Origin of the sequence: Methylobacterium sp. J-088, assembly GCF_022829295.1 — a bacterium.
Taxonomy (GTDB): domain Bacteria; phylum Pseudomonadota; class Alphaproteobacteria; order Rhizobiales; family Beijerinckiaceae; genus Methylobacterium.
Genome location: NZ_JAKSYH010000194.1, coordinates 66,579 through 87,978 on the forward strand (window position 1 = coordinate 66,579; position 21,400 = coordinate 87,978).

Genomic DNA, 21,400 nt, shown 5'->3' on the forward strand with positions numbered 1-21,400 from the left:
CCATATCAGACAGACGATAAATTCAGCGGGGCGGTCACCCGCCCCGTTTCGGTTTGAAGGCGATCCGCCGCGCGGACGGAGCGCCTGAAGGGCAGGGCAGCCTGCCCGCGCGACAGGATGGACGCACCATGGCACGCCAGGACGTGAACGAAGCGCTCCTCGAAACCTCGTTCCTCTACGGCGCCAACGCCGCCTACATCGAGGAATTGCAGGCGGCCTATGCCCGCAACCCGGCCTCGGTGGATCCCGAGTGGCAGGCCTTCTTCAAGGGCCTCGGCGAAGACGAGACGCTCGTCGAGAAGAACGCGGCCGGTGCCTCCTGGGAGAAGCCGAACTGGCCGGTGCCGCTGAACGGCGAGTTGGTCTCGGCGCTCGACGGCAACTGGGGCGCCCTGGAGAAGGCGGTCGGCGACCGGATCGTCGCCCGCGACGCCAAGGAGGCCAAGCCCGGCAAGCCGCAGGACAGCGTCACCGCGACGACCGGCGTCTCGGTCGAGCAGGCCGCCAAGGATTCGGTGCGGGCGATCATGCTGATCCGCTCCTACCGCATGCGCGGCCACCTGCACGCCAAGCTCGATCCGCTGAGCCTTGCGCCGCGGGGCGACCACGAAGAGTTGCACCCGCAACATTACGGCTTCACCGAAGAGGCCGACTGGGACCGTCCGATCTTCCTCGACAACGTGCTCGGCCTCCAGTTTGGCACGATCCGCGAGATCGTCGACATCCTGGAGCGGACCTACTGCCAGACGCTCGGCGTCGAGTTCATGCACATCTCCGATCCCGCCGAAAAGGCGTGGATCCAGGAGCGCATCGAGGGCAAGGACAAAGAAATTTCCTTCACCCCCGAGGGCCGACGCGCGATCCTCAACAAGCTGATCGAGGGCGAGGGCTTCGAGAAGTTCCTCGATCTGAAGTACACCGGCACGAAGCGCTTCGGCCTCGATGGCAGCGAGGCGATGATCCCGGCCATGGAGCAGATCATCAAGCGCGGCGGCGCGCTCGGCGTGCGCGAGATCGTGCTCGGCATGGCCCATCGCGGCCGGCTGAACGTGCTGACCAACGTGATGGCGAAGCCGTTCCGGGCGGTATTCCACGAGTTCAAGGGCGGCTCGGCCTCCCCGGCCGAGGTCGAGGGCTCGGGCGACGTGAAGTACCACCTGGGCGCGTCCTCGGACCGCGCCTTCGACGGCAACAACGTCCACCTATCGCTGACTGCCAACCCGTCGCACCTTGAGATCGTCGATCCGGTGGTGCTCGGCAAGGTCCGCGCCAAGCAGGACCAGTGGGCCAAGCCCAATATCGAGCGCCGCACGGTGCTGCCGCTGCTTATCCACGGCGATGCCGCCTTCGCGGGCCAGGGCGTGGTGGCGGAGTGCTTCGGCCTGTCGGGCCTGAAGGGCCACCGCACCGGCGGCTCGATCCACTTCATTATCAACAACCAGATCGGCTTCACCACCGATCCGCGCTTCTCGCGCTCCTCCCCTTATCCGTCCGACGTCGCCAAGATGGTCGAGGCGCCGATCTTCCACTGCAACGGCGACGATCCGGAAGCCGTCACCTTCGCGGCGAAGGTCGCCGTCGAATATCGCCAGAAGTTCGGCAAGCCGGTCGTGATCGACATGCTGTGCTACCGCCGCTTCGGCCACAACGAGGGCGACGAGCCGGCCTTCACTCAGCCGAAGATGTACCAGCGGATCCGCAAGCATCCGTCGGTGCTGGAGACCTACGGCCGAAAACTGGTCGAGAACGGCTCCGTCACTCAGGAGGCGCTGGACGCCCGCAAGGCCGAGTTCCGGCAGTTGCTCGATAGTGAGCTCGACGTTGCCAACAACTACAAGGCAAATAAGGCCGATTGGCTCGACGGGCGCTGGTCCGGCGTGAAGGCCGTGCACGAGGACGTGGACGACCCGCGCCGCGGCCGCACCGCGGTTCCGGCCGAGACGCTGCAGGAGATCGGACGGAAGATCACGCAGGTGCCGCCGGGCTTCCACCTGCACCGCACGATCCAGCGCTTCATGGATAACCGCGCCAAGGCCGTGGAAACCGGAACCGGTGTCGACTGGGCGACCGCTGAGGCGCTCGCCTTCGGGGCCACGCTGCTCGATGGCAACAGGGTCCGGCTCTCGGGCCAGGATGTCGAGCGCGGCACCTTCTCGCAGCGCCACGCGGTGGTGATCGATCAGGAGAACGAGCAGCGCTTCACACCGCTGAACGCCATCCGCGAGGGGCAGGCCTCGATTGAGATCATCAACTCGATGCTCTCCGAAGAGGCGGTGCTCGGCTTCGAGTACGGCTACTCGCTGGCTGAGCCGAACGCGCTGGTCCTTTGGGAGGCGCAGTTCGGCGACTTCGCCAACGGCGCCCAGGTGGTGATCGACCAATTCATCGCCTCCGGCGAGCGCAAGTGGCTGCGCATGTCCGGCCTCGTGCTGCTGCTGCCGCATGGCTACGAGGGGCAGGGACCCGAGCACTCCTCCGCTCGCCTGGAGCGCTACCTCCAGGCCTGCGCCGAGGACAACATGCAGGTCGCCAACGTCACGACACCGGCGAATTACTTTCACATCCTGCGCCGGCAGTTGAAGCGCGACTTCCGCAAGCCGCTGGTGCTGATGACGCCGAAGTCGCTGCTGCGCCACAAGCGCGCCGTCTCGAACCTCGACGCACTGGCCGAGGGCTCGACCTTCCACCGCGTCCTCTGGGACGATGCGGAGGAGGAGGGCGCGCCCAACAAGCTGGTGCGCGACGACAAGATCCGCCGCGTCGTGCTGAGCTCCGGCAAGGTCTATTACGACCTGCTGGAGGAGCGGGAGAAGCGCGGCCTCAACGACATCTACCTGATGCGCGTCGAGCAACTCTACCCGTTCCCGCTCAAGGCGCTGGCCAACGAGATGGCCCGCTTCCGCAACGCCGATGTGATCTGGTGCCAGGAGGAACCCAAGAACATGGGCTCCTGGGCCTTCGTCGAGCCCTACCTCGAATGGGTGCTCGGTCAGGCTGGCTCCGCGGTGAAGCGCGCCCGCTATGTCGGCCGCCCGGCCTCGGCTTCCACGGCGGTGGGCCAGATGTCGAAGCATCAGGCGCAGCTTCAGGCGTTCCTCAACGAGGCCCTCGCGGTCTGATGTTTGGGATTTGGCGGCGACCCGCTCGGGCCGCCGCCGTCACTGTCCAGGCCGTCCGGCACGGCCGAACCGATCCGGAAGTGCGAAACGACATGGCTACCGACATCCTCGTCCCGACCCTCGGCGAATCCGTAAGCGAGGCCACCATCGGCCGCTGGTTCAAGAAGCCCGGCGACATCGTCGCGGCCGACGAGCCGATCGTCGAACTCGAGACCGATAAGGTCACCCTGGAGGTCAACGCCCCGGCGGCGGGCCAGCTCGGCGAGATCTTGGTGAAGGACGGCGAGACTGTGGAGCCCGGCGCCCTGCTCGGCTCGATCGTCGAGGCCGGCGCCGGCGCGGCACCGGCCAAGAAGGCGGCTCCGAAGGCGGCCACCGAGACCAAGTCCGAAAGCCGGAGCGAGGCCCCGAAGACCGCCGCTCCCGCCAAGGCCGAGGCGCCGGCCCAGGAATCTTCCGCCGGCTACGGCAACCACGGCGAGGCGGGGCCCCCCGCAGCCCAGCAGCGCCCAGTCGGCGACAACGGCCCGGCCGTGGCCAAGCTCGCCCGGGAATTCGGCGTCGATCCGTCGGGTGTGAACGGCTCCGGCAAGGACGGCCGCGTCACCAAGGGCGACATGCTCGGCGCCATCGCCAAGGGTCCGGCTCCGTCCGCGCCCGCCAAGGAGGCCCGCCCGACCCTGCCGCGGACGCCCTCCGCGGCGGACGATGCGTCGCGCGAGGAGCGCGTGCGCATGACCAAGCTCCGACAGACCATCGCGCGCCGCCTGAAGGATGCGCAGGACACGGCGGCGATGCTGACGACGTTCAACGACGTCGACATGTCGGCTGTGATGGCGCTGCGCAGCCAGTACAAGGACATCTTCGAGAAGAAGCACGGCACGAAGCTCGGCTTCATGGGCTTCTTCACCAAGGCGGTGATCGGCGCTCTCAAGGACGTGCCGGCGGTCAACGCCGAGATCGACGGGCAGGACCTCGTCTACAAGAACTACTACCACATCGGCATCGCGGTCGGGACCGATAAGGGCCTCGTCGTGCCGGTGGTGCGCAACGCCGACGACCTGTCGATCGCCGGTATCGAGAAGACGATCGCCGGCTTCGGCAGGAAGGCGCGCGACGGCAAGCTGTCCATCGAGGACATGCAGGGCGGCACCTTCACGATCACCAACGGCGGCATCTACGGCTCGCTGATGTCGACGCCGATCCTGAACGCGCCGCAATCCGGCATCCTCGGCATGCACCGCATCGAGGAGCGCCCCGTGGTCCGCGCCGGCAAGATCGAGGCGCGGCCGATGATGTACCTCGCCCTGTCGTACGATCATCGCATCGTCGACGGTAAGGAGGCCGTGACCTTCCTGGTGCGAGTCAAGGAGGCGCTGGAGGATCCGGCGCGGCTCGTGCTGGACCTCTGAGACCGTCGTGGCGATCCGGGATCATGCAAACATGGGTCTTGATCTCGGAGATCGTGCGCAATCTGGGGCTCGCGCTCGCCGCCTTGGTGGGCGCGGCCCTTGTGTGGCGGAAGCTCAAACCTGAGCTGACGCAGACTGGATCTGCAGCGTCACAGGCGGAACTTGCGCGCCGCGCGTACGTCACCGAGCTCTTCAATCGCGCGGCTGGACAACTCGGAGACGAGCGGCTCGAAATACGCTAAGCAGGTTTCGCAAAAGTGGCCACCGGTTTTGCGACAAAAACCTGCGCTGTAACAAGGATCCAAGCGGATGAAGCGTTGGCTTGACAACGCAAATCTGCTTAGGCGGCGATCTACGTGCTACGCGAAATCGGACGCGATTTTCCTGATCTGTCCGATCCTATATTCGAACTTCTGCAGGCGCACCTACGCGAACGTCGGTCCCGCTACGAGGAACTTGAACCGCCCATCGATGTGAAAGCCGTCATCGAAACACTGCGCATGAGGATTTCCGCCGATGAACCACAGCATTCAATCTAGGGCCCATCCCGCCGTCAATTTTCGAGGCGCCATCATACGCCACACCGACGTCAGCAATGCCGATCTCCGGCAGGCGGACCTATCTGGTGTCGATGCCAGCGGTGCGGCGTTCCGAAACTTGGATTTTCAGGATGCGCTGCTCAGCAAAACGATCCTGCGAGGAGCGGATCTGACCGGTGCACGCAGCCTGACCGCGGCGCAACTCGCCACCGCGATCATTGATGAGCATACGCGCTTGCCGAACTACATCGACCGCCAGACTCTGACCGGTAAAACAGGCGATACCGTAGGAGCCGGAGCTTGACCGCGTCTTCCTACCCGGTTGCCATCGTCACCGGCGGCAGCCGCGGCATCGGCCGGGCTGTATCATTGCTGCTGGCCGAGCGCGGCTACGCCGTCTGCCTGAGCTACGTGTCGGATGCCGCCGCGGCACAAGGCGTGGTCGATGCGATTACCGCCAAGGGCGGCCGGGCGCTTGCTGTGAAGAGCGATGTCGGCAGCGAGGCCGACGTGATCACCCTGTTCGAGGCGGCGGACACGCTCGGCCCGCTCAAGGCCCTCGTCAACAATGCCGGCGTGGTCGATGTGAAGTCGGACGTCGCCGACATGAGCCTCGCCCGGCTCCAACGGATGATGACCACCAACGTGGTCGGCAGCTTCCTCTGCGCCCGCGAGGCGGTGCGACGGATGTCGACCAAGCGCGGAGGGGCAGGGGGCGCCATCGTCAACCTGTCCTCGGTGGCGGCGCGGCTCGGCGGACCCAGCCAGTTCGTGGACTACGCGGCCTCAAAGGGCGCGATCGATTCGCTGACGATCGGCCTTGCCCGCGAGGTGGCAGGCGAAGGAATTCGCGTCAACGCGGTGGCGCCGGGCATCATCGCCACCGAGATCCATGCCAGCGGCGGCGAGCCCGATCGGGTGGAACGCCTTGGCCCGGCTGTCCCGCTGGGCCGCGCCGGCACCGCCGAGGAGGTCGCCGCGCCGATCGTGTGGCTCCTCTCGGAGGACGCCTCCTACACCACGGGCGCCATCCTCGATGTTGGCGGCGGCCGCTGATCCTCAACTGACTTATCCCCGCCCGTCCCGCACGCGGCATGACCGACCGGAAGCGAACCTGCATGTCCTACGATCTCGTCGTCATCGGCACCGGCCCCGGCGGCTATGTCTGCGCGATCCGCGCGGCGCAGCTCGGCCTGCGCACCGCCGTGGTCGAGAAGCGCGCCACCCACGGCGGCACCTGCCTCAATGTCGGCTGCATCCCGTCGAAGGCGCTGCTCCACGCCTCTGAGGCTTTCGAGGAGGCGACCAAGCACTTCGCCGATCTCGGCATCGAGGTCAGCGGCGTGAAGCTCGATCTGAAGAAGATGATGAGCTTCAAGGCCGAGGGCGTGGCCGGCAACACCAAGGGCGTCGAATTCCTCCTCAAGAAGAACAAGGTCGAGACCTTCCACGGCACCGGCCGGATCGCAGGCGCCGGCCGGGTCGAGGTCGTGTCCGAGGATGGCGGCAATCAGATGCTCGAGACCAAGAGCATCGTCATCGCCACCGGCTCGGACGTGACGCGCCTGCCCGGCGTGACCATCGACGAGACGGTCGTGGTCTCCTCCACGGGCGCCCTCGAACTCGACCGGGTGCCGAAGAAGCTCCTGGTGATCGGCGCCGGCGTGATCGGGTTAGAGCTCGGCTCGGTCTGGCGGCGCCTGGGCGCCGAGGTCACCGTGGTCGAGTATCTCGACCGGGTGCTCCCCGGGATGGACGGCGAGGTCGGCAGACAGTTCCAGCGGATCCTGACCAAGCAAGGCATCGCCTTCAAGCTGTCCACCAAGGTGACCGGCGTCGAGGTCGGCAAGAAGGGTGGCGCAACCGTTACGGTCGAGCCGGCCGCGGGTGGCTCAGCGGAGACGCTCCAGGCCGACGTCGTCCTCGTGGCGATCGGCCGGGTGCCCTACACGGAGGGCCTGGGCCTCGACACGGTCGGCGTGCAGCGGGACGACAAGGGCCGGATCCAGACGGATTCGCACTACGCCACCAACGTCACCGGCATCTATGCCATCGGCGATGTGATCGCCGGCCCGATGCTGGCCCACAAGGCCGAGGACGAGGGCGTGGCGGTGGCCGAGATGCTGGCGGGCCAGTCGGGCCACGTGAATTACGGCGTGATCCCGAACGTCGTCTACACGTTCCCAGAGGTCGCCTCGGTGGGCAAGACCGAGGAGGAATTGACGAAGGACGGCGTCGCCTACAATGCCGGCAAGTTTCCGTTCACGGCGAACGGCCGCGCCAAGGCCAACGGCACCACGGACGGTTTCGTGAAGGTGCTGGCCGATGCCCAGACCGACCGGGTGCTCGGCGTCCACATCGTCGGGGCCGATGCCGGCAACCTGATCGCCGAAGTCGCGGTGGCGATGGAGTTCGGCGCCTCGTCCGAGGACATCGCCCGCACCTGCCACGCCCACCCGACGCTCACCGAGGCGGTGAAGGAAGCCGCGCTTGCAGTCAACAAGCGCGCCATCCACGTCTGAGCGTCCGTTCGAGCCGCGAGATCCCGGGTTTCCAAAGGGCTTCAGCCCTTTGGCAGGTTCTTAAGGCGGAGCCCTGAGATCTTGACCCGGGCTCCGCCCTGGACCCGCGAAAGGTCTCGACCTTTCGAAGCCATGACTTGGTCCATCCCCGCGGCGCGGGATCAGGCGATCTTGCGCCGGGCGTTCGGTAAATCCACGATCCGCAGCAGCGCGCTCGGCGCCGGCGGAGCCGTCAGGGCGTTCAGGAGATACGGCCGGCGCAGGCCCAGCGCGTTATGCAGGGCAAGGTCGATGTCGCGGGCGTAGAACGGCATCCGCAGCACCGCATCGACGCCGAAATAGCGGCCCGCCTGGGCAACCGACTCCGGCTCGGAGGTGGTCAGGAGGGTGATGCGGGTGGCCAGGCCCAGGGGCTGGATCTGGCAGGCGAGTTCCAGCCCGTCGATGCCCGTGAGCTTCACGTCGATGAACGCGAAGTCATAGGCCGCGAGCTTCAGTAGCTTGAGGGCGTGGCGGCCGTCATCCGTCTCGTCGAGCTCGATCGAGAAGCCGCTCCGGGCCACGACCCGGCTGATCGCTGAACGCCCGGCCGGAGACGAGCAGGCGAGCAGCGCCCGCGTCGGCGCCCGGCGGCGGGCGTTGGCGTGGAGCAACTGCTCGATATGGCTCGGGTCGAGCGGCGTCTTGAGCACCTCGTAGGCGCCGAGGCTCGTGGCGATCTCCTGCCACTGGGCGAGAACACGGTTGGCGACGAGGACCAGGCAGGGCGGCTCCGCGCCCGCGCGCCGCGCCACCGCGACGGCCTCGGGCCCGCTCAGATCTTCCAGTTGAAGGCCGACGAAGGCCAGGGTCGGGCGACGCCGGAGGAAGATGTCGCACAACGCCTGACCGGACGTCGCCTCGTCGATCACGGCCGTGGGATCGAATCGTTGGACCACGTCACCGAGCGCTGCCCGGCGGCCCGCGTCACAATCCGCAATCACGACCCGTATGGGCGTCCGCGCCTCCGCAAGCTCCATCACGACCGTCCGCGCCGACCCACCCCGTAACGGTCAGAATGGGTGCAGATGGTGACGAAGCCCTTAAAGAAACCGGCTGTTCAAGGGATATAGCCGATCATCTTACCAGTCTGGAGACAATTGGCCGTCGAATGAGCAACAATGACAATCTAGATCAGCGTCCAGCCCGCGGATGCGCGGCTGCATAGGCGCTCATCAGCCGGGCGGCATCGACCTGGGTGTAGAGCTGCGTGGTCGACAGCGAGGCATGGCCGAGCAGTTCCTGGATCGCACGCAGTTCCCCCTGTCGGGCGAGAAGATGGGTTGCGAAGGAGTGGCGCAGGGCATGGGGCGTGGCGCTCTCCGGTAGGCCGAGGGTGCCCCGGGCACGGGCGACCGTGTACTGGATGATCCGCGGGGAGAGCGGGCCGCCGCGGGCGCCGACGAACAGGGGCCCCTCCGATGGAAGCGGCAGCGGGCAGGCGGCGAGGTAGTCGGCGACCGCCTGCGCCACCACCGGCAGGATCGGCACCATGCGCTGCTTGCCGCCCTTGCCCAGCACGGTGACCTGATCGATGCCCGGCAGCGGGGCATCGCGGCGGGTGAGACCCAGGGCCTCCGAGATACGCAACCCGGCGCCGTACAGCAGGGCCAGCACGGCGGCATCCCGGGCGAGCACCCAGGGCTCGCGCTCCTCGCCGGCGCGGATCCCCGTATCGGTGAGCGCCACCGCGGCGGAGACCGGCAGGGGGCGGGGCAGCCGTCGCGGAACCTTCGGCGAGCGCACCCCACCCAGCGCCGAGACGGTGCCGTGGCCCTCGCGCTCCAGGAAGCGCGCGAAGGACCGCAGCCCGGCCAGCATGCGCATCAGCGAGCGCCCGGAAACCTCGTCGGCCCGGCGCGCCGCCATGAAGGCGCGGATGTCGCGCACCTTCAGGGCGACCAGCATCGGGATGGTCGGCGTGCCCAAACGACCGGCGAGGTGGTGGAGGAACTGGCGCAGGTCGCGCCCGTAGGCCTCGACGGTGTTGGGCGCCATCCGCCGCTCGCGCGCCAGCCCGTCGAGCCACGCCAGGACCATGGCGCGCAAGCGCGCGTCGCCGGGGAACAGCAACAGGTCGGCGGTGGAGGCGTGCGCGTTCATGGTGCCAATCGACCGGATCAGCCTTGCCGGAGACTTAACACGGCCCGCCGTCCAGGCCCGAGACTCGCCTCATGGGAGAGGCCGTGCCAAGCTTTGACCATGACCCTCCTCGCTTATGCCGGTGCCGCCCTCGCGGAGATCGCCGGATGCTTCGCGGTCTGGTCCTGGCTCCGGCTCGGTCGCTCCCCTCTGTGGGTGCTGCCGGGCCTCGCATCGCTGGCGCTGTTCGCCTGTCTGCTGACCCTGGTGGACAGCCCTGCGGCGGGTCGTGCTTTCGCGGCCTATGGTGGCGTCTACGTCGCAGCCTCAATCCTGTGGCTGTGGCTCGTCGAGGGCCAGCGGCCGGACCGCTGGGACCTCACGGGGGGCGCGATCTGCCTCGTCGGCACGGCGATCATCCTGCTCGGCCGCCGGCCCTGAATCAGCGGCCCATCGCGTAGAACTTGTCGTTCGGGCGTAGATCCGTCACGCTGGCGATCCGGTTCGACAGGGCGAAGAGTGCCGTGATCGAGGCGATGTCCCAGATGTCGTCCGGGCTGAACCCATGCCCGCCCAGCGCGGCGTAATCCTCCGCCCCGACGGCTTGAGAGCGGATCGCCACCTTGACCGCAAAATCCAGCATGGCGCGCTGGCGTGGGGTGATGTCGGCCTTGGCGTAGTTGACCGCGATCTGGTCGGCGATCCGCGGGTCCTTGGCCCGGACCCGCAGGATCGCCCCGTGGGCAACGACGCAGTAGAGACAATCGTTGGCCGCGCTGGTGGCGACCACGATCATTTCGCGCTCGACCTTGGTCAGGCCGCCGGACCGGTCCATCAGCGCGTCGTGATAGGCCAGGAAGGCGCGGAACTCCTCCGGGCGATGCGCCAGCGCCAGGAAGATGTTGGGCACGAAGCCGGCCTTCTCCTGCACGAGGGCGATACGGGCGCGCAGATCCTCCGGCATCTCGGAGAGCTTCGGCACCGGGAAGCGGCTGATCGGGGTCTCCGCGCTCATCATCGTCCTCACGAAATCCGCGTCTTGGTGAAACCAAGCGTTCACGATACGTACGGCAGCCTCGGGCCGTTCGTCGAGCCGTTCGTGGACCTGTGGAGCATCATGACCAGCCCCGTCCGCATCCTCGGGATCGATCCCGGGCTCCGCCGCACCGGCTGGGGCCTGATCACCGCGCAGGGGTCCAAGCTCACCTACGGCGCGTGCGGCGTGGTCACTTCGGACGGCGACCTGCCCCTGGCCCTGCGGTTGCGCGAGCTGTTCGAGGGGATAGGCCGCATCGTCGAGAGCCAGCAGCCCGACGAGGTCGCCGTGGAGGAGACCTTCGTCAACAAGGACGCGCAGGCGACGCTCAAGCTCGGCCATGCCCGCGCCATGGCGCTGGTGGTGCCGGCGCTCGCCGGGCTGCCGGTGTTCGAATACGCCGCCAACCTGATCAAGAAGACCGTAGCGGGCTCCGGCCACGCCGAGAAGGTGCAGATCCAGGCGATGGTGCGCTTCCTGCTGCCGAAGGCCGAGTTCCGCGTGGCCGACGCCGCCGACGCGCTGGCGATCGCCATCACCCATGCCAGCCACCGGGACTCGCACGCGCTCCGCAAGGCGCATATGCCGGCGGGCAAGCGCCGCAGCCTCACGGGCCAGGCGGCCGCGGGGCAGGGGCTCGAAGGAAAGGGCTTTTCCGCCGCAGCCGCCGCACGCATCGAGGCGGCGCTCGCGAAACAAGGCTAATGGGATCGGGATCGACTTGGTGGGGGAAGTAGGACTCGAACCTACGAAGCTTACGCAGCGGATTTACAGTCCGCCCCCTTTGCCGCTCGGGACATTCCCCCAAGGCGGGTTTTTTCGCCCGCGGCGCCCTTATGGTGAGGGGTGGGCCGGGTGTCAACGCTTCTCGTGCGCCGATCCGGCACCGGGCTGTGCAGCGCCGCTCCGCTGGCACGCAGCCGTACCACCCGTCCGGAAGAAAACGCGAACGTTCCGCGACGGAAGGGATTCACAAAGGAATCCCGATCGGCCACGGTGGGCGTATGTCGCCCTGCTTCGTCGGCCATTGACCCGTCCCGCCCCGTCCCTGCGGTCGCACCAGCGTACGCTGATGGCCCTGGTGGCGGCCATGGCGAGCGGGGAGGCGGGCGCCGTCCGCGATATCCTGGCGGCGGTGACGCCCGGCGGCGGCAAGTCGTTGCTGCCGGTGATCGCCGCCCACCAGTTGATCGCGGCGGGTCTGGTCGAGCGTGTGGTCTGGGTGGTGCCGCGGGATTCTCTGCGCCTCCAGGCCGAGGAAGCGTTTGCCGACCCGCTCTGGCGCGCAGCCTTCGGGCACGCGCTCAGCGTGCGCGCGGCCGACAACGAGCGCGATCCCGCACGGGGGCTGTCCGGCTACATCACCACCTATCAGGCGATCGCCGCCGCGCCGGCCCTCCACTTCGCCGAGGCGCGGGCGCACCGCACCCTTCTGGTGATCGACGAGGTCCATCACCTGCCGGCCCCCGGGCGGCCGGGAGCCGACGAGGGCAGTGCCGAGGATGCGGAGGCCGGGGCGTGGTCCCGAGCCATGCTCCCTATAATGGAGGCCGCCACGTTCCGCCTCTATCTGTCCGGGACGCTGGAGCGGGCCGACGGCAAGCGCATCCTCGGACTGCCCTACCGGGCCCCCGCACCGGGGCGCGGTCCCGAGCTCAATCTGGATACACCCGGGCTCGCGGTGATCGGCTATTCCCGGTCGCAGGCGCTAGCCGAGCGGGCCGTGCTGCCGGTGACGTTCGGGGCTATCGACGGCGAGGCGAGCTGGCTCGAAGGCGGGCGGATCGCCGGGGACAGCCCCCGGGTCGGGCCACACCGCCTGGGCGCCGGTTCGGTCCGCATCACCACACGACCAGCCCTGTTCACGGCGCTCCGCACCGGCTTCGCCCGCGACCTTCTGAGCGAAGCGTTCCACGCCACGAAGCGCCTGCGCGCCCGGCGCCGGGCCGAGCGCGATCTGCCGCCCGGCGAGGCGGTGCGAGGCCTCGGCAAGCTCCTCGTGGTGGCGCCCGATCAGGCGAGCGCCCGTGCGTACCTCGAAACCCTCCGGGGCTGGATGCCGGCGGGGCAGGGCGCGCGGGACGTCCGGCTGGCCACCTCGGGCCAGGGGGATGCCCACGCGGCGCTGGCCGCCTTTCGCCTGACGCCGGAGCCGGCGATCCTCGTGACGGTGGCGATGGCCTATGAGGGGCTCGACGCCCCTGAGGTCGCCGTGGTGGCGGCCCTCACACATATCCGCTCGCGCCCCTGGCTGGAGCAGATGCTGGCCCGGGCCACCCGGGTCGATCCGCATGCCGGCGCCTACGACACGCAGCAGGCGCTGGTCTTCCACCCCGACGACCCGCTCTTCGCCCGGTTTCGCCTGGAGCTCGAGACCGAGCAGGGCAGCAGCATCCGGCCCCGGCGCGAGCGGCCGGCCAGCGCCGTCGTGCCCGAGCGGACTCATTGGCGCGACGAGGATCCCGGAGGGATCACCCCGCTGGAGAGCAATGCGATCGGTCTTCGCTATGCCCTGCTGCGCCCGCGCCTCGTCGAGCCCGCCCCGGCGGCCCCGGCACCCGAGCCGCCCTCCGTCACCGAACGGACCCTGCGCCAGAGGCTCGCCGCCACGGTGGCGGCCCAGGCGGTGGAGGACGAGGCGTCGCTTCGGGTGGCCCGCGGCAGCAACCTCGCGCACCGCTACAACGCTGTTCTGAAGCGCGTGCTCGGCAAGGGCCGCGCGACCATGACCCTGCCCGAGTTGGAGGCCGCGCTCGGCTGGCTTGAACGCAACCGCCTGTCGGACCATCTCGACTGCCTCGATGGCGATACGCGCTACGCGTGGTCTGCCCGCCAGCGCCGGGGCCGCTGGACGCTGGAGCGCGCCGCCCGACGCTGAAACGCTACGGGACCGAGGAGAGCGCCGTGACCGAGATCCTGCCTGTCGCCGGCCCGGCCTTCGCCGCCTTCACGGCGACCCTGACCGAGCCCACCCCGCCCACGGCATGGCCGGCCCCGTTGGCCGCGCTCTGGTGGCTGGCGCAAACGCCCTCCGGACCGGGTTCGACCAGCTGGGAGCAGGCCCACGCCCTCGTGCAGGCGGAACCGGGCCGCGATGCCGCTTGGGTGCACGCCCATCTCCATCGCATCGAGGGTGACGCGGGGAATGCGCGCTACTGGTACGGGTGTGCCAGGCGCACGGATCCGCACGGAAGCGTGGCCGAGGAATGGGCCACGATCGTCTCGGCCCTGCTCGACCAGGTCTAAATCCCAGTTTTGTGAGGGATCGAAATACGATCTGTCGTCGTTCCTGGCGGCACCTGTGCATGGGACGGTCAAGTGAAAAGCCTTCGAACCACCGCCAGATCTATGACAATTTATTTTGACAGGTCGCTCGATCGCCCGTCTGCGTGACAGAAGTTTCATAGTTACAGGGTCGGTCACTCTGCAACTTCAGATTATGTTCATGAACATTAGAACACGCCCACGTGATGCAGCCGTGGAAATTGTCCTCATCCAAATTGACTACGTTGTTTTTTGACTCGCATAAGCGCGAAAACTGATTATGGCTGATCGCGTAGATTTTGGTTCAGGGGAACTCACTGGTCGTCGTGATAAGTTTGGTTTGCTTGATTAGCGGGATCGCCCTCGCTTACAGTTCGCTCCATGATCCCGCCCGCGCCGCCGTGCTGGAGCGCTGGAGCGGCGTGTGTCTCGTCCTCGGTCTGAGCCTGCTCGGCGTCGCGCTCCACGGCGCCCACGGATAGAATCCGGGCGGCGGTGACCGAGTCGTGGCATCCGTGTCGGAACGCCAGGCTAGAACCGCCCGTTAAACGCCCGCCCGGCACGTGAGCCGGGCCACATTTATCGGAGCGGACTCATGAGCCTCCTCGGCAGCATCGTCGGCAAGATCCTCCACCCATTCGGCGGCGGGACCGCGGATGCCGCGCCCGCGCCAACCGCAGGCTCAGGCGGCCCAGCCGGCACCAGCACCCCGTCGACACCCTCGGCACCCGGCACTGCGGGCGGCAGCGAGCCCGTGGACGTCGCGGCGGTCCTCACCGGCCTTGCCGAGAAGAACCCGCAGACGCTCGACTGGCGTCACTCCATCGTCGACCTGATGAAGCTGCTGGGCCTCGATTCCGGCCTTGCCTCGCGCAAGCAGCTCGCCGACGAGCTGCACTACAGCGGCGACAAGGACGACTCGGCCACGATGAACATCTGGCTGCACAAGCAGGTGATGCAGAAGCTCGCCGAGAACGGCGGCAAGGTGCCGGACGATCTGAAGCACTAGAACCACGACGGAGAGTTGCCGGACTTCCTGGGGGCATCGCTGCCAGGGGTTGGTCCCGAACTCTCCGACACCCCGATGCAACGCCGTTGAGCTAGACCATCGTGCCGGTTTCGATCACCGGCACGATGGTCTAGGCTTACGCGCGATTGCAATGTGATCGGGCCCGGCTCGACGTAGGCGGACCAAGCGAAGGCATCGTGCGGGAGCGGTTCATCGCCTCGGTGGTGCTGGTCGCGGCCTACTCTGCCGCGGTGACGTGTGCCTCATCACGCTCCACCGAGACGCGCAGCGCCTGGAAACACCTGATCCAGTCTGCCGCCATGCCGCGAGACCGTGCCGTCGCGTTCAGCGACCCGCGGCTTGCCGAGATCGTCGCCCCCATCGCGCGCGGCGATACCGCCCGCATCGCTGCCCTGGCGGACGACACCGATCTGTCCGCCCATGGCGACCAGAACGTAACCCTACTCGAATGGGCGATCTGGAAGCGGCAGCCACGCGCATTGGCGGCCTTGCTCGGGGCCGGCGCCGACCCGTCCGAGCCGGGCATGGACCAAGAGACCGTCGTGCACATGGCGGCGATGGTCGAGGACCCGCAATGCCTGACGATCCTGCTGTGGCACGGCGCACCGGCCGAGCCGGAGAGCCCGCGCGCCGGTTGGATGCCTCTGTTCCGCGCAATGCAGAGCAGGCGTGAGGCGCAGGTCCGGTCGCTGGCGCAAGCCGGAGCCGATCTGCACCGGATCGATCACTTGGCAACTCGCTGCTGCATCTGGCCGCGCAGGGCGGCCCGAACTCGTGGGTGTTGAGATTGCTGGAGGCAGGGCTCGACCCGAGCCTGCACAATGCGCAATGCGCATGACAAGACCTTCCAGCCGTACATCCTCACCATACCCGAAGGCCTGCTGAACGACACCGGGCGACGGACCCGCGCCGCAATCCGCACGCGGTTGACCATTCGCGGCATCCCGATGGAGGAGAGCCGCTGACCGGATCGGCGAGGCCACGTCCGGCCTTCGCGCGTCAGCGCCCGGTCCGGACCCGGGTCCAGAGCCGTGTGACGAAGCGCTGGGTGCGGTCGTCCCAGGCGGTGTTGGTCGAGAGGCGCTGCATCGTCGCCTCGTCCGGGTAGATGCCGGGATTGTTCAGAATCTCGGGCTTCACGAATTTCTTGGCAGCCAGATTGCCGCTGGCATACGAGACGAAGTTGCTGTTGGCCGCCGCTACCTCGGGCCGCATCATGTAGTCGATGAAGGCAAGCGCCTCGGCCGGGTGGGCAGCATCCTTCGGGATCGCGAAGGTGTCGAACCACATCAGCGCGCCTTCCTTGGGCACCATGTAGGCGATCTCGATCCCGTTCTTGGCCTCGTCGGCCCGGCGCTTGGCCTGCATCACGTCGCCCGAATAGCCGACCGCCACGCAGATATCGCCGTTGGCGAGCGCCTGGATGTATTCCGACGAGTGGAACTTCCGCACGGTGCCGCGCACCTTGAAGAGGGCGTCGGTCACCAGGGTCACGTCGTCCCAGCGCTTGGAATCGGCCTTGGCGCCGAAGGCCGGCAGCATGCTGGGGATCAGATCCTCCGGGCTGTCGAGCATCATGATCCCGCATTCCTTCAGCCTATTGGCCGAGGCGGGGTTGAGGACGAGATTCCAGGAATTCACCGTGGCGTTAGCGCCCAGGCGCTCGCGCACGGCGGCGACGTTGTAGCCGATTCCGGTGGTGCCCCACATGTAGTCGACGGCGTAGGTGTTGCCGGGATCGTAGGCCGCGAGCCGGCTGGTGACCTCCGGCCAGAGAGTACCGAGATTCTTCAGCTTGGACTTGTCGAGCGGCAGGAAGGCGCCGGCCCGGATCAGCCGCTGCAGGTAGGGACCGGACGGCACGACGATGTCGTAGCCGGACCGGCCGGCCAGCAGCTTGGTCTCCAGGATCTCGTTGTTGTCGTAGGTGTCGTACACGACCTTGATCCCGGTCTCCCGGGTGAAGGTTTCGAGCACCTGCGGGTCGATGTAGTCCGACCAGTTGTAGATGTTGAGGACCCGCTCCTCCGCGGCCCGGGGCATCGCGGCCGAGCCCAGCGCCGCCAGGACGGCGAGGGAGGCGGCCACCAGGATGGAGCGGCGGGGAAAGCTCACCGGCTTCTCGCTGCCACGACTACGATCTCGACGAGATATTCGGGGGCGGCGAGCTTGGCCTCGACGGTGGCGCGGGCCGGCGGATTCTCAGGTGACACCCAGGCATCCCAGGCGGCGTTCATCTCCGCGAAGGTCGCGATATCGGCGAGATAGATTGTGGCCGAGAGGATGCGCTCCTTGTCGCTGCCCGCGGTCGCCAGCAGCCGGTCGATCTCGGACAGGATCTGCTGGGTCTGGATCGTCACCCCGGTCCCGACCGTGTCGGCGGCGACCTGCCCGGCGAGGTAGACCATGTCGCCGAAGGTGACGGCCTGCGCCATGCGCTTGCCCGGCTCGATCCGCTGAATGTCCATACCCGTCTCCAACCTCCCAGAACGGGCTTATCTGCCGTCGTGGCGGGCCGGCCGTAAAGGGCGTTGCGTCCGCACAACGCGGGTCGCAGCGGAAATTTGTGATCCTGTCGCAGGGTGCGGGCAACCGTCGCGGGGCCCGAAGCGTTCTGCCGGCATCGACAATCAAGCACTGGGGTTTGTTATGGGTATCCTCTGGACCGTCATCATCGGGTTTCTCGCCGGCGTCATCGCCAAGTTCCTCATGCCGGGACCGAACGAGCCGTCAGGCTTCATCCTGACCACGATCCTCGGCATCGTCGGTGCCTTCGTGGCGACCTTCCTGGGCCAGGCCATCGGCTGGTACGGGCCGAACCAGGGGGCGGGCTTCATCGGTGCTGTCGTGGGCGCCGTGGTGGTGCTGTTCATCTACGGCTTCATCGCGAGCCGCCGCACCACGACCTACTGATCTCTCCGGCACACCCGGAAACGACGAGGGGCGCCCCGCGGGGCGCCCCTTTTTTGTAGGACCGTGTCCCGTGCGCTCAGAGATGCTCGGAGGCGGCCTTCACGGCGCAGTGGCCGGTCGCGCCACGTACCGCCAGTCCGACGCCCACGACGAGCGCCAGCAGGCTTAGGAGCTTGTTCGGTCGCGGTTGCGCGGCCGCTGCCGCGATGCCGAGGCCCAAGGCCACCGAGACGGCGCGCTCCGTGGTGGAGAGGTTCGGCTGCCCGCTGAAGATGTCGTGCATCATGTCGTTGGCCATGGAAGAATCCTTTGGTGTGGGGTCGCCGGGCGAACGCGGACCAGCGAGCAGCGTTCCCGCCGCGACCCGGTTCCGATGGCCGAGACCGGTCGGTGTTGCGCTACGGGTTGCTCCCTTCCGCGAGCCAGGACGATAACCCGCAAAGAAAAAGGCGCGGCCCCGGAGGACCGCGCCTGTCTTAAAAACCCGCGCCGGCCGGAGCCCGCGCGGGTGTACTGATGCTTACTCGCCGGCCTCGCGGCGGCGCTCGCCGCGATGGCGGCCGCCCTCGCGGGGCTCGCGCGGCTCGTCGCCGCGCTCGGGCCGGTCGGCGTCGCGCTGGGCCTTCACCTTCTCGGTGATGTCCTCGCCGGTCTCCTGATCGACCACCTTCATGGACAGGCGGATCTTGCCGCGATCGTCCTGGCCGAGGAACTTCACCTTCACCTTGTCGCCGTCCTTGACGACATCCGTCACCTTGGCGACGCGGTTCGCGGCGAGCTCCGAGATGTGGACGAGGCCGTCCTTGGCGCCGAAGAAGTTCACGAAGGCGCCGAACTCCATGCACTTCACGATCGTGCCGTCGTAGATCACGCCGACCTCCGGCTCCGCCACGATCGAGCGGATCCAGTTGTAGGCCGCCTTGATCGCCTTGCCGTCGGCCGAGGCGATCTTGACGATGCCGGTATCCTCGATGTTGATCTTGGCGCCGGTCTTCTCGACGATCTCGCGGATCACCTTGCCGCCGGTGCCGATCACGTCGCGGATCTTGTCGGTCGGGATCTGCATCGTCTCGATGCGCGGCGCGTACTCGCCGAGCTCCGGACGGGCGGCGGTCAGGGCCTTCGCCATCTCGACGAGGATATGGGCACGCCCGTCCTTCGCCTGGTCGAGGGCGACCCGCATGATCTCCTCGGTGATGCCGGCGATCTTGATGTCCATCTGGAGCGAGGTCACGCCCTCGTCCGTGCCGGCCACCTTGAAGTCCATGTCGCCGAGGTGATCCTCGTCGCCCAGGATGTCGGACAGGACCGCGAAGCGCTCACCCTCGAGGATGAGGCCCATGGCGATACCGGCAACCGGACGGCGCAGGGGCACGCCGGCATCCATCAGCGACAGCGAGCCGCCGCAGACCGAGGCCATCGAGGACGAGCCGTTCGACTCGGTGATCTCCGACACGACGCGGATCGTGTACGGGAACTCGTGAGCCGGCGGCAGGACCGGGCGGATCGCCCGCCACGCCAGCTTGCCGTGGCCGATCTCGCGACGGCCCGGGGAGCCCATGCGGCCGGTCTCGCCGACGCTATAGGGAGGGAAGTTGTAGTGGAGCAGGAAGCGCTCCTTGTAGGTGCCGTCGAGCGAGTCGATGAACTGCTCGTCCTCACCGGTGCCCAGCGTGGCGACCACCAGGGCCTGGGTCTCGCCGCGGGTGAACAGCGACGAGCCGTGAGCGCGGGGCAGAACGCCGACCTCGGAGACGATCGGGCGGACCGTCTTCAGGTCGCGGCCGTCGATGCGCGAGCCGGTGTCGAGCACGTTCCAGCGCACGACCTTCGACTGCGCCTCCTTGAAGGCGGCCTTGACCTTCTCGGCCGGGTACTTCTCGGCGCCCTCGGGACAGAGGGCGGCCATCACCTTCGCCTTCACGGCGTCGACGGCGGCGTAGCGCTCCTGCTTGACGGTCTTGGTGTAGGCGGCGCGCAGTTCGGTCTCGCAGACCTCTAGCACGGCCTTCTCGACCTCGCCGTTCTCCGGCGCCTGGAAGTTGCGCGGCTCCTTGGCGGCCTTCTCGGCCAAGCGGATGATCGCCTCGATCACCGGCTGGAAATGCTTGTGGCCGAACATCACGGCGCCGAGCATCACGTCCTCGGACAGCTCCTTGGCCTCGGACTCGACCATCAGCACCGCGTCCTGCGTGCCGGCGACGACGAGGTCGAGGGAGGATTCCTCCTTGGTCTCGGTGACCAGCGGGTTCAGCCGGTAGCCGCCGTTGATGTAGCCGACGCGGGCGCCGCCGATCGGGCCCATGAACGGCACGCCCGAGAGGGTCAGCGCCGCGGAGGCCGCCACCATGGCGACGATATCGGGGTCGTTCTCGAGGTCGTGGGTCAGGACGGTGACGACGACCTGCGTGTCGTTGCGCCAGCCGTTGACGAAGAGCGGACGGATCGGGCGATCGATCAGGCGGGAGACAAGGGTCTCCTTCTCGGAGGGCCGGCCCTCGCGCTTGAAGTAGCCGCCCGGGATGCGGCCGGCCGCGTAGGCCCGCTCCTGGTAGTTCACGGTGAGCGGCATGAAGTCGATGCCGGCCTTGGGCTCCTTCGTGGCGACCACGGTGGCGAGCACCGAGGTCTCGCCGTAGGTGGCGACCACGGCGCCGTCGGCCTGCCGGGCGACCTTGCCGGTCTCGAGGACGAGCTTGCGGTCGCCCCACATCAGCTCTTCGCGTTGAACGTCGAACATTCTTGATCTCTTCCTTGCCTGCGGCGGGCGTTGGCCCGGCGCCGCCGGGGGCAAGACGGCGAGACACTCCGTGTGGAAGTGTCTCGCGATCCTGCCCCGATGCCGACGCCTCGAAGCGGCCCGCTTGTCGGGAGGCCGGACCCATTCCGGCAGCCCGTGATCGTGAAACGCGGCCCCGGGCCGGGCCCGGAACCGCGCGATAGACGCCTTAGCGGCGGATGCCGAGACGCTCGATGAGGGCGCGGTAGCGGGCCTCGTCCTTGCGCTTGACGTAGTCGAGCAGCGAGCGGCGCTGCGAGACCATCTTCAGAAGGCCGCGCCGGGAATGGTTGTCCTTGGCGTGGGTCTTGAAGTGGCCGGTCAGGTTCGCGATCCGCTCGGTCAGGATCGCCACCTGGACCTCGGGAGACCCGGTGTCCTTGGCGTCCTTGCGGTGTTCCTTGATGAGCGCGGTCTTGCGCTCTGCCGTGATCGACATCGCATGCCTTTCGGGTTGTGCTGATCGGATGCGGCGCCCCATCCGGGCGCGCGCAAGCTCGGCGTTCGGCCGGTGCCGGGATGTCGTCCAGCACGGTCACAGCGCAAAGCGGTTCAAGCCCCGCCCGGTAACCCGGGTCGAGGCAGCGCGATCCATACACGAAACCAGCGGTTATGCCAGCCCCGGGGCCTGTTGCGGTCGAGCCGCGGCACGCGGCGTCTCGGCC

23 protein-coding genes and 1 tRNA gene are annotated in these 21,400 nt (G+C 67.8%); 15 read left to right on the forward strand and 9 right to left on the reverse strand.

All coding sequences use genetic code 11. The features are described 5' to 3' along the window. Positions 1-128 precede the first annotated feature (128 nt). The 6 genes from MKK63_RS21965 to lpdA all read left to right on the forward strand — a co-directional run bounded on the left by MKK63_RS21965 (position 129) and on the right by lpdA (position 7,592). Positions 129-3,119, forward strand: a complete 2,991-nt coding sequence (locus MKK63_RS21965) for a 2-oxoglutarate dehydrogenase E1 component (RefSeq protein WP_244005574.1) — start codon at positions 129-131, stop codon at positions 3,117-3,119. A gap of 92 nt (positions 3,120-3,211) precedes the next feature. Continuing rightward, a complete protein-coding gene (odhB, locus tag MKK63_RS21970) occupies positions 3,212-4,531 on the forward strand; it encodes a 2-oxoglutarate dehydrogenase complex dihydrolipoyllysine-residue succinyltransferase (protein ID WP_244005576.1) in 1,320 nt (439 codons plus the stop codon). A 23-nt stretch (positions 4,532-4,554) separates the two neighbouring features. Further along, positions 4,555-4,773 carry a hypothetical protein gene (locus MKK63_RS21975; protein WP_244005578.1) on the forward strand — a complete coding sequence of 73 codons (219 nt, stop codon included), beginning with the start codon at positions 4,555-4,557 and terminating at the stop codon, positions 4,771-4,773. Positions 4,774-5,047: 274 nt separating this feature from the next. After that, positions 5,048-5,374 (forward strand): pentapeptide repeat-containing protein, encoded by a 327-nt coding sequence (locus MKK63_RS21980; RefSeq protein WP_244005579.1) that lies wholly within the window; start codon positions 5,048-5,050, stop codon positions 5,372-5,374. Further along, a complete protein-coding gene (locus MKK63_RS21985) occupies positions 5,371-6,126 on the forward strand; it encodes an SDR family oxidoreductase (RefSeq protein ID WP_244005582.1) in 756 nt (251 codons plus the stop codon). The genes MKK63_RS21980 and MKK63_RS21985 overlap by 4 nt, the downstream gene beginning before the upstream one ends. Positions 6,127-6,188: 62 nt before the next feature. Beyond that, positions 6,189-7,592 (forward strand): dihydrolipoyl dehydrogenase, encoded by a 1,404-nt coding sequence (lpdA, locus tag MKK63_RS21990; protein ID WP_244005583.1) that lies wholly within the window; start codon positions 6,189-6,191, stop codon positions 7,590-7,592. 161 nt (positions 7,593-7,753) lie between these two features. Here the strand turns inward: lpdA and MKK63_RS21995 are convergent, their stop codons facing one another. Both MKK63_RS21995 and MKK63_RS22000 read right to left on the reverse strand, forming a co-directional pair. Then, the gene (locus MKK63_RS21995; protein ID WP_244005614.1) at positions 7,754-8,611 is read right to left on the reverse strand and encodes a response regulator; all 858 of its coding nucleotides are present in this window, start codon (positions 8,609-8,611) and stop codon (positions 7,754-7,756) included. Between the two features lie 154 nt (positions 8,612-8,765). Then, positions 8,766-9,734: a tyrosine recombinase XerC gene (locus MKK63_RS22000; RefSeq protein WP_244005585.1), complete on the reverse strand. Its 969-nt coding sequence runs from the start codon at positions 9,732-9,734 to the stop codon at positions 8,766-8,768. Between the two features lie 99 nt (positions 9,735-9,833). Here MKK63_RS22000 and MKK63_RS22005 point away from each other — a divergent pair, with 99 nt between their 5' ends. Next, positions 9,834-10,154, forward strand: a complete 321-nt coding sequence (locus MKK63_RS22005; protein WP_244005587.1) for a YnfA family protein — start codon at positions 9,834-9,836, stop codon at positions 10,152-10,154. A gap of 1 nt (position 10,155) precedes the next feature. Here MKK63_RS22005 and MKK63_RS22010 read toward each other — a convergent pair whose 3' ends face one another. Continuing rightward, entirely contained in the window at positions 10,156-10,731 is a 576-nt protein-coding gene (locus MKK63_RS22010) for a peroxidase-related enzyme (RefSeq protein WP_409564540.1), read from the reverse strand. A gap of 99 nt (positions 10,732-10,830) precedes the next feature. Here MKK63_RS22010 and ruvC point away from each other — a divergent pair, with 99 nt between their 5' ends. Next, positions 10,831-11,454: a crossover junction endodeoxyribonuclease RuvC gene (ruvC, locus tag MKK63_RS22015; protein WP_243916755.1), complete on the forward strand. Its 624-nt coding sequence runs from the start codon at positions 10,831-10,833 to the stop codon at positions 11,452-11,454. Positions 11,455-11,471: 17 nt separating this feature from the next. Here ruvC and MKK63_RS22020 read toward each other — a convergent pair. After that, a tRNA-Tyr gene (locus MKK63_RS22020) sits at positions 11,472-11,555 on the reverse strand. A gap of 221 nt (positions 11,556-11,776) precedes the next feature. Between MKK63_RS22020 and MKK63_RS31775 the strand changes: the two genes are divergently transcribed. From MKK63_RS31775 to MKK63_RS22050, 6 genes are all read left to right on the forward strand, one after another. Beyond that, on the forward strand, positions 11,777-13,627 hold the full coding sequence (locus tag MKK63_RS31775) for a DEAD/DEAH box helicase (protein ID WP_279574796.1): 1,851 nt from the start codon (positions 11,777-11,779) through the stop codon (positions 13,625-13,627). A gap of 26 nt (positions 13,628-13,653) precedes the next feature. Continuing rightward, on the forward strand, positions 13,654-13,995 hold the full coding sequence (locus tag MKK63_RS22030) for a hypothetical protein (RefSeq protein WP_244005591.1): 342 nt from the start codon (positions 13,654-13,656) through the stop codon (positions 13,993-13,995). Between the two features lie 362 nt (positions 13,996-14,357). Beyond that, complete coding sequence (locus MKK63_RS22035) at positions 14,358-14,495, forward strand: hypothetical protein (RefSeq protein ID WP_244005593.1); 138 nt, start codon at positions 14,358-14,360, stop codon at positions 14,493-14,495. 113 nt (positions 14,496-14,608) lie between these two features. After that, a complete protein-coding gene (locus MKK63_RS22040; protein WP_244005594.1) occupies positions 14,609-15,022 on the forward strand; it encodes a DUF3597 domain-containing protein in 414 nt (137 codons plus the stop codon). Between the two features lie 197 nt (positions 15,023-15,219). Beyond that, the gene (locus MKK63_RS22045) at positions 15,220-15,828 is read left to right on the forward strand and encodes an ankyrin repeat domain-containing protein (protein WP_244005596.1); all 609 of its coding nucleotides are present in this window, start codon (positions 15,220-15,222) and stop codon (positions 15,826-15,828) included. A 36-nt stretch (positions 15,829-15,864) separates the two neighbouring features. Next, positions 15,865-16,008, forward strand: coding sequence for a hypothetical protein (locus MKK63_RS22050; protein WP_244005598.1), 144 nt, complete (start codon positions 15,865-15,867; stop codon positions 16,006-16,008). Between the two features lie 34 nt (positions 16,009-16,042). Here the strand turns inward: MKK63_RS22050 and MKK63_RS22055 are convergent, their stop codons facing one another. Together MKK63_RS22055 and MKK63_RS22060 are read right to left on the reverse strand one after the other, a co-directional pair. Further along, complete coding sequence (locus MKK63_RS22055; RefSeq protein WP_244005616.1) at positions 16,043-17,086, reverse strand: polyamine ABC transporter substrate-binding protein; 1,044 nt, start codon at positions 17,084-17,086, stop codon at positions 16,043-16,045. 68 nt (positions 17,087-17,154) lie between these two features. Next, the gene (locus MKK63_RS22060) at positions 17,155-17,511 is read right to left on the reverse strand and encodes a RidA family protein (protein WP_244005600.1); all 357 of its coding nucleotides are present in this window, start codon (positions 17,509-17,511) and stop codon (positions 17,155-17,157) included. Between the two features lie 181 nt (positions 17,512-17,692). Between MKK63_RS22060 and MKK63_RS22065 the strand changes: the two genes are divergently transcribed. Next, positions 17,693-17,956 carry a GlsB/YeaQ/YmgE family stress response membrane protein gene (locus MKK63_RS22065; protein ID WP_244005602.1) on the forward strand — a complete coding sequence of 88 codons (264 nt, stop codon included), beginning with the start codon at positions 17,693-17,695 and terminating at the stop codon, positions 17,954-17,956. Positions 17,957-18,032: 76 nt separating this feature from the next. Here the strand turns inward: MKK63_RS22065 and MKK63_RS22070 are convergent, their stop codons facing one another. From MKK63_RS22070 to rpsO, 3 genes are all read right to left on the reverse strand, one after another. Next, positions 18,033-18,254, reverse strand: a complete 222-nt coding sequence (locus MKK63_RS22070) for a YgaP-like transmembrane domain (protein ID WP_020093742.1) — start codon at positions 18,252-18,254, stop codon at positions 18,033-18,035. Positions 18,255-18,476: 222 nt separating this feature from the next. After that, the gene (pnp, locus tag MKK63_RS22075) at positions 18,477-20,696 is read right to left on the reverse strand and encodes a polyribonucleotide nucleotidyltransferase (protein ID WP_243916761.1); all 2,220 of its coding nucleotides are present in this window, start codon (positions 20,694-20,696) and stop codon (positions 18,477-18,479) included. Between the two features lie 208 nt (positions 20,697-20,904). Beyond that, positions 20,905-21,174, reverse strand: coding sequence for a 30S ribosomal protein S15 (gene rpsO, locus MKK63_RS22080; RefSeq protein WP_243916762.1), 270 nt, complete (start codon positions 21,172-21,174; stop codon positions 20,905-20,907). Between the last annotated feature and the right edge of the window lie 226 nt (positions 21,175-21,400).

Coding starts and splice junctions, on each gene's coding strand:
- MKK63_RS21965 (WP_244005574.1), top strand. CDS start 129: ATGGCACGCCAGGACGTGAACGAAGCGCTCCTCGAAACCTCGTTCCTC.
- odhB (WP_244005576.1), top strand. CDS start 3,212: ATGGCTACCGACATCCTCGTCCCGACCCTCGGCGAATCCGTAAGCGAG.
- MKK63_RS21975 (WP_244005578.1), top strand. CDS start 4,555: ATGCAAACATGGGTCTTGATCTCGGAGATCGTGCGCAATCTGGGGCTC.
- MKK63_RS21980 (WP_244005579.1), top strand. CDS start 5,048: ATGAACCACAGCATTCAATCTAGGGCCCATCCCGCCGTCAATTTTCGA.
- lpdA (WP_244005583.1), top strand. CDS start 6,189: ATGTCCTACGATCTCGTCGTCATCGGCACCGGCCCCGGCGGCTATGTC.
- MKK63_RS21995 (WP_244005614.1), bottom strand. CDS start 8,611: ATGGAGCTTGCGGAGGCGCGGACGCCCATACGGGTCGTGATTGCGGAT.
- MKK63_RS22000 (WP_244005585.1), bottom strand. CDS start 9,734: ATGAACGCGCACGCCTCCACCGCCGACCTGTTGCTGTTCCCCGGCGAC.
- MKK63_RS22005 (WP_244005587.1), top strand. CDS start 9,834: ATGACCCTCCTCGCTTATGCCGGTGCCGCCCTCGCGGAGATCGCCGGA.
- MKK63_RS22010 (WP_409564540.1), bottom strand. CDS start 10,731: ATGATGAGCGCGGAGACCCCGATCAGCCGCTTCCCGGTGCCGAAGCTC.
- ruvC (WP_243916755.1), top strand. CDS start 10,831: ATGACCAGCCCCGTCCGCATCCTCGGGATCGATCCCGGGCTCCGCCGC.
- MKK63_RS22040 (WP_244005594.1), top strand. CDS start 14,609: ATGAGCCTCCTCGGCAGCATCGTCGGCAAGATCCTCCACCCATTCGGC.
- MKK63_RS22050 (WP_244005598.1), top strand. CDS start 15,865: ATGCGCAATGCGCATGACAAGACCTTCCAGCCGTACATCCTCACCATA.
- MKK63_RS22055 (WP_244005616.1), bottom strand. CDS start 17,086: ATGCCCCGGGCCGCGGAGGAGCGGGTCCTCAACATCTACAACTGGTCG.
- MKK63_RS22060 (WP_244005600.1), bottom strand. CDS start 17,511: ATGGACATTCAGCGGATCGAGCCGGGCAAGCGCATGGCGCAGGCCGTC.
- MKK63_RS22065 (WP_244005602.1), top strand. CDS start 17,693: ATGGGTATCCTCTGGACCGTCATCATCGGGTTTCTCGCCGGCGTCATC.
- MKK63_RS22070 (WP_020093742.1), bottom strand. CDS start 18,254: ATGGCCAACGACATGATGCACGACATCTTCAGCGGGCAGCCGAACCTC.
- pnp (WP_243916761.1), bottom strand. CDS start 20,696: ATGTTCGACGTTCAACGCGAAGAGCTGATGTGGGGCGACCGCAAGCTC.
- rpsO (WP_243916762.1), bottom strand. CDS start 21,174: ATGTCGATCACGGCAGAGCGCAAGACCGCGCTCATCAAGGAACACCGC.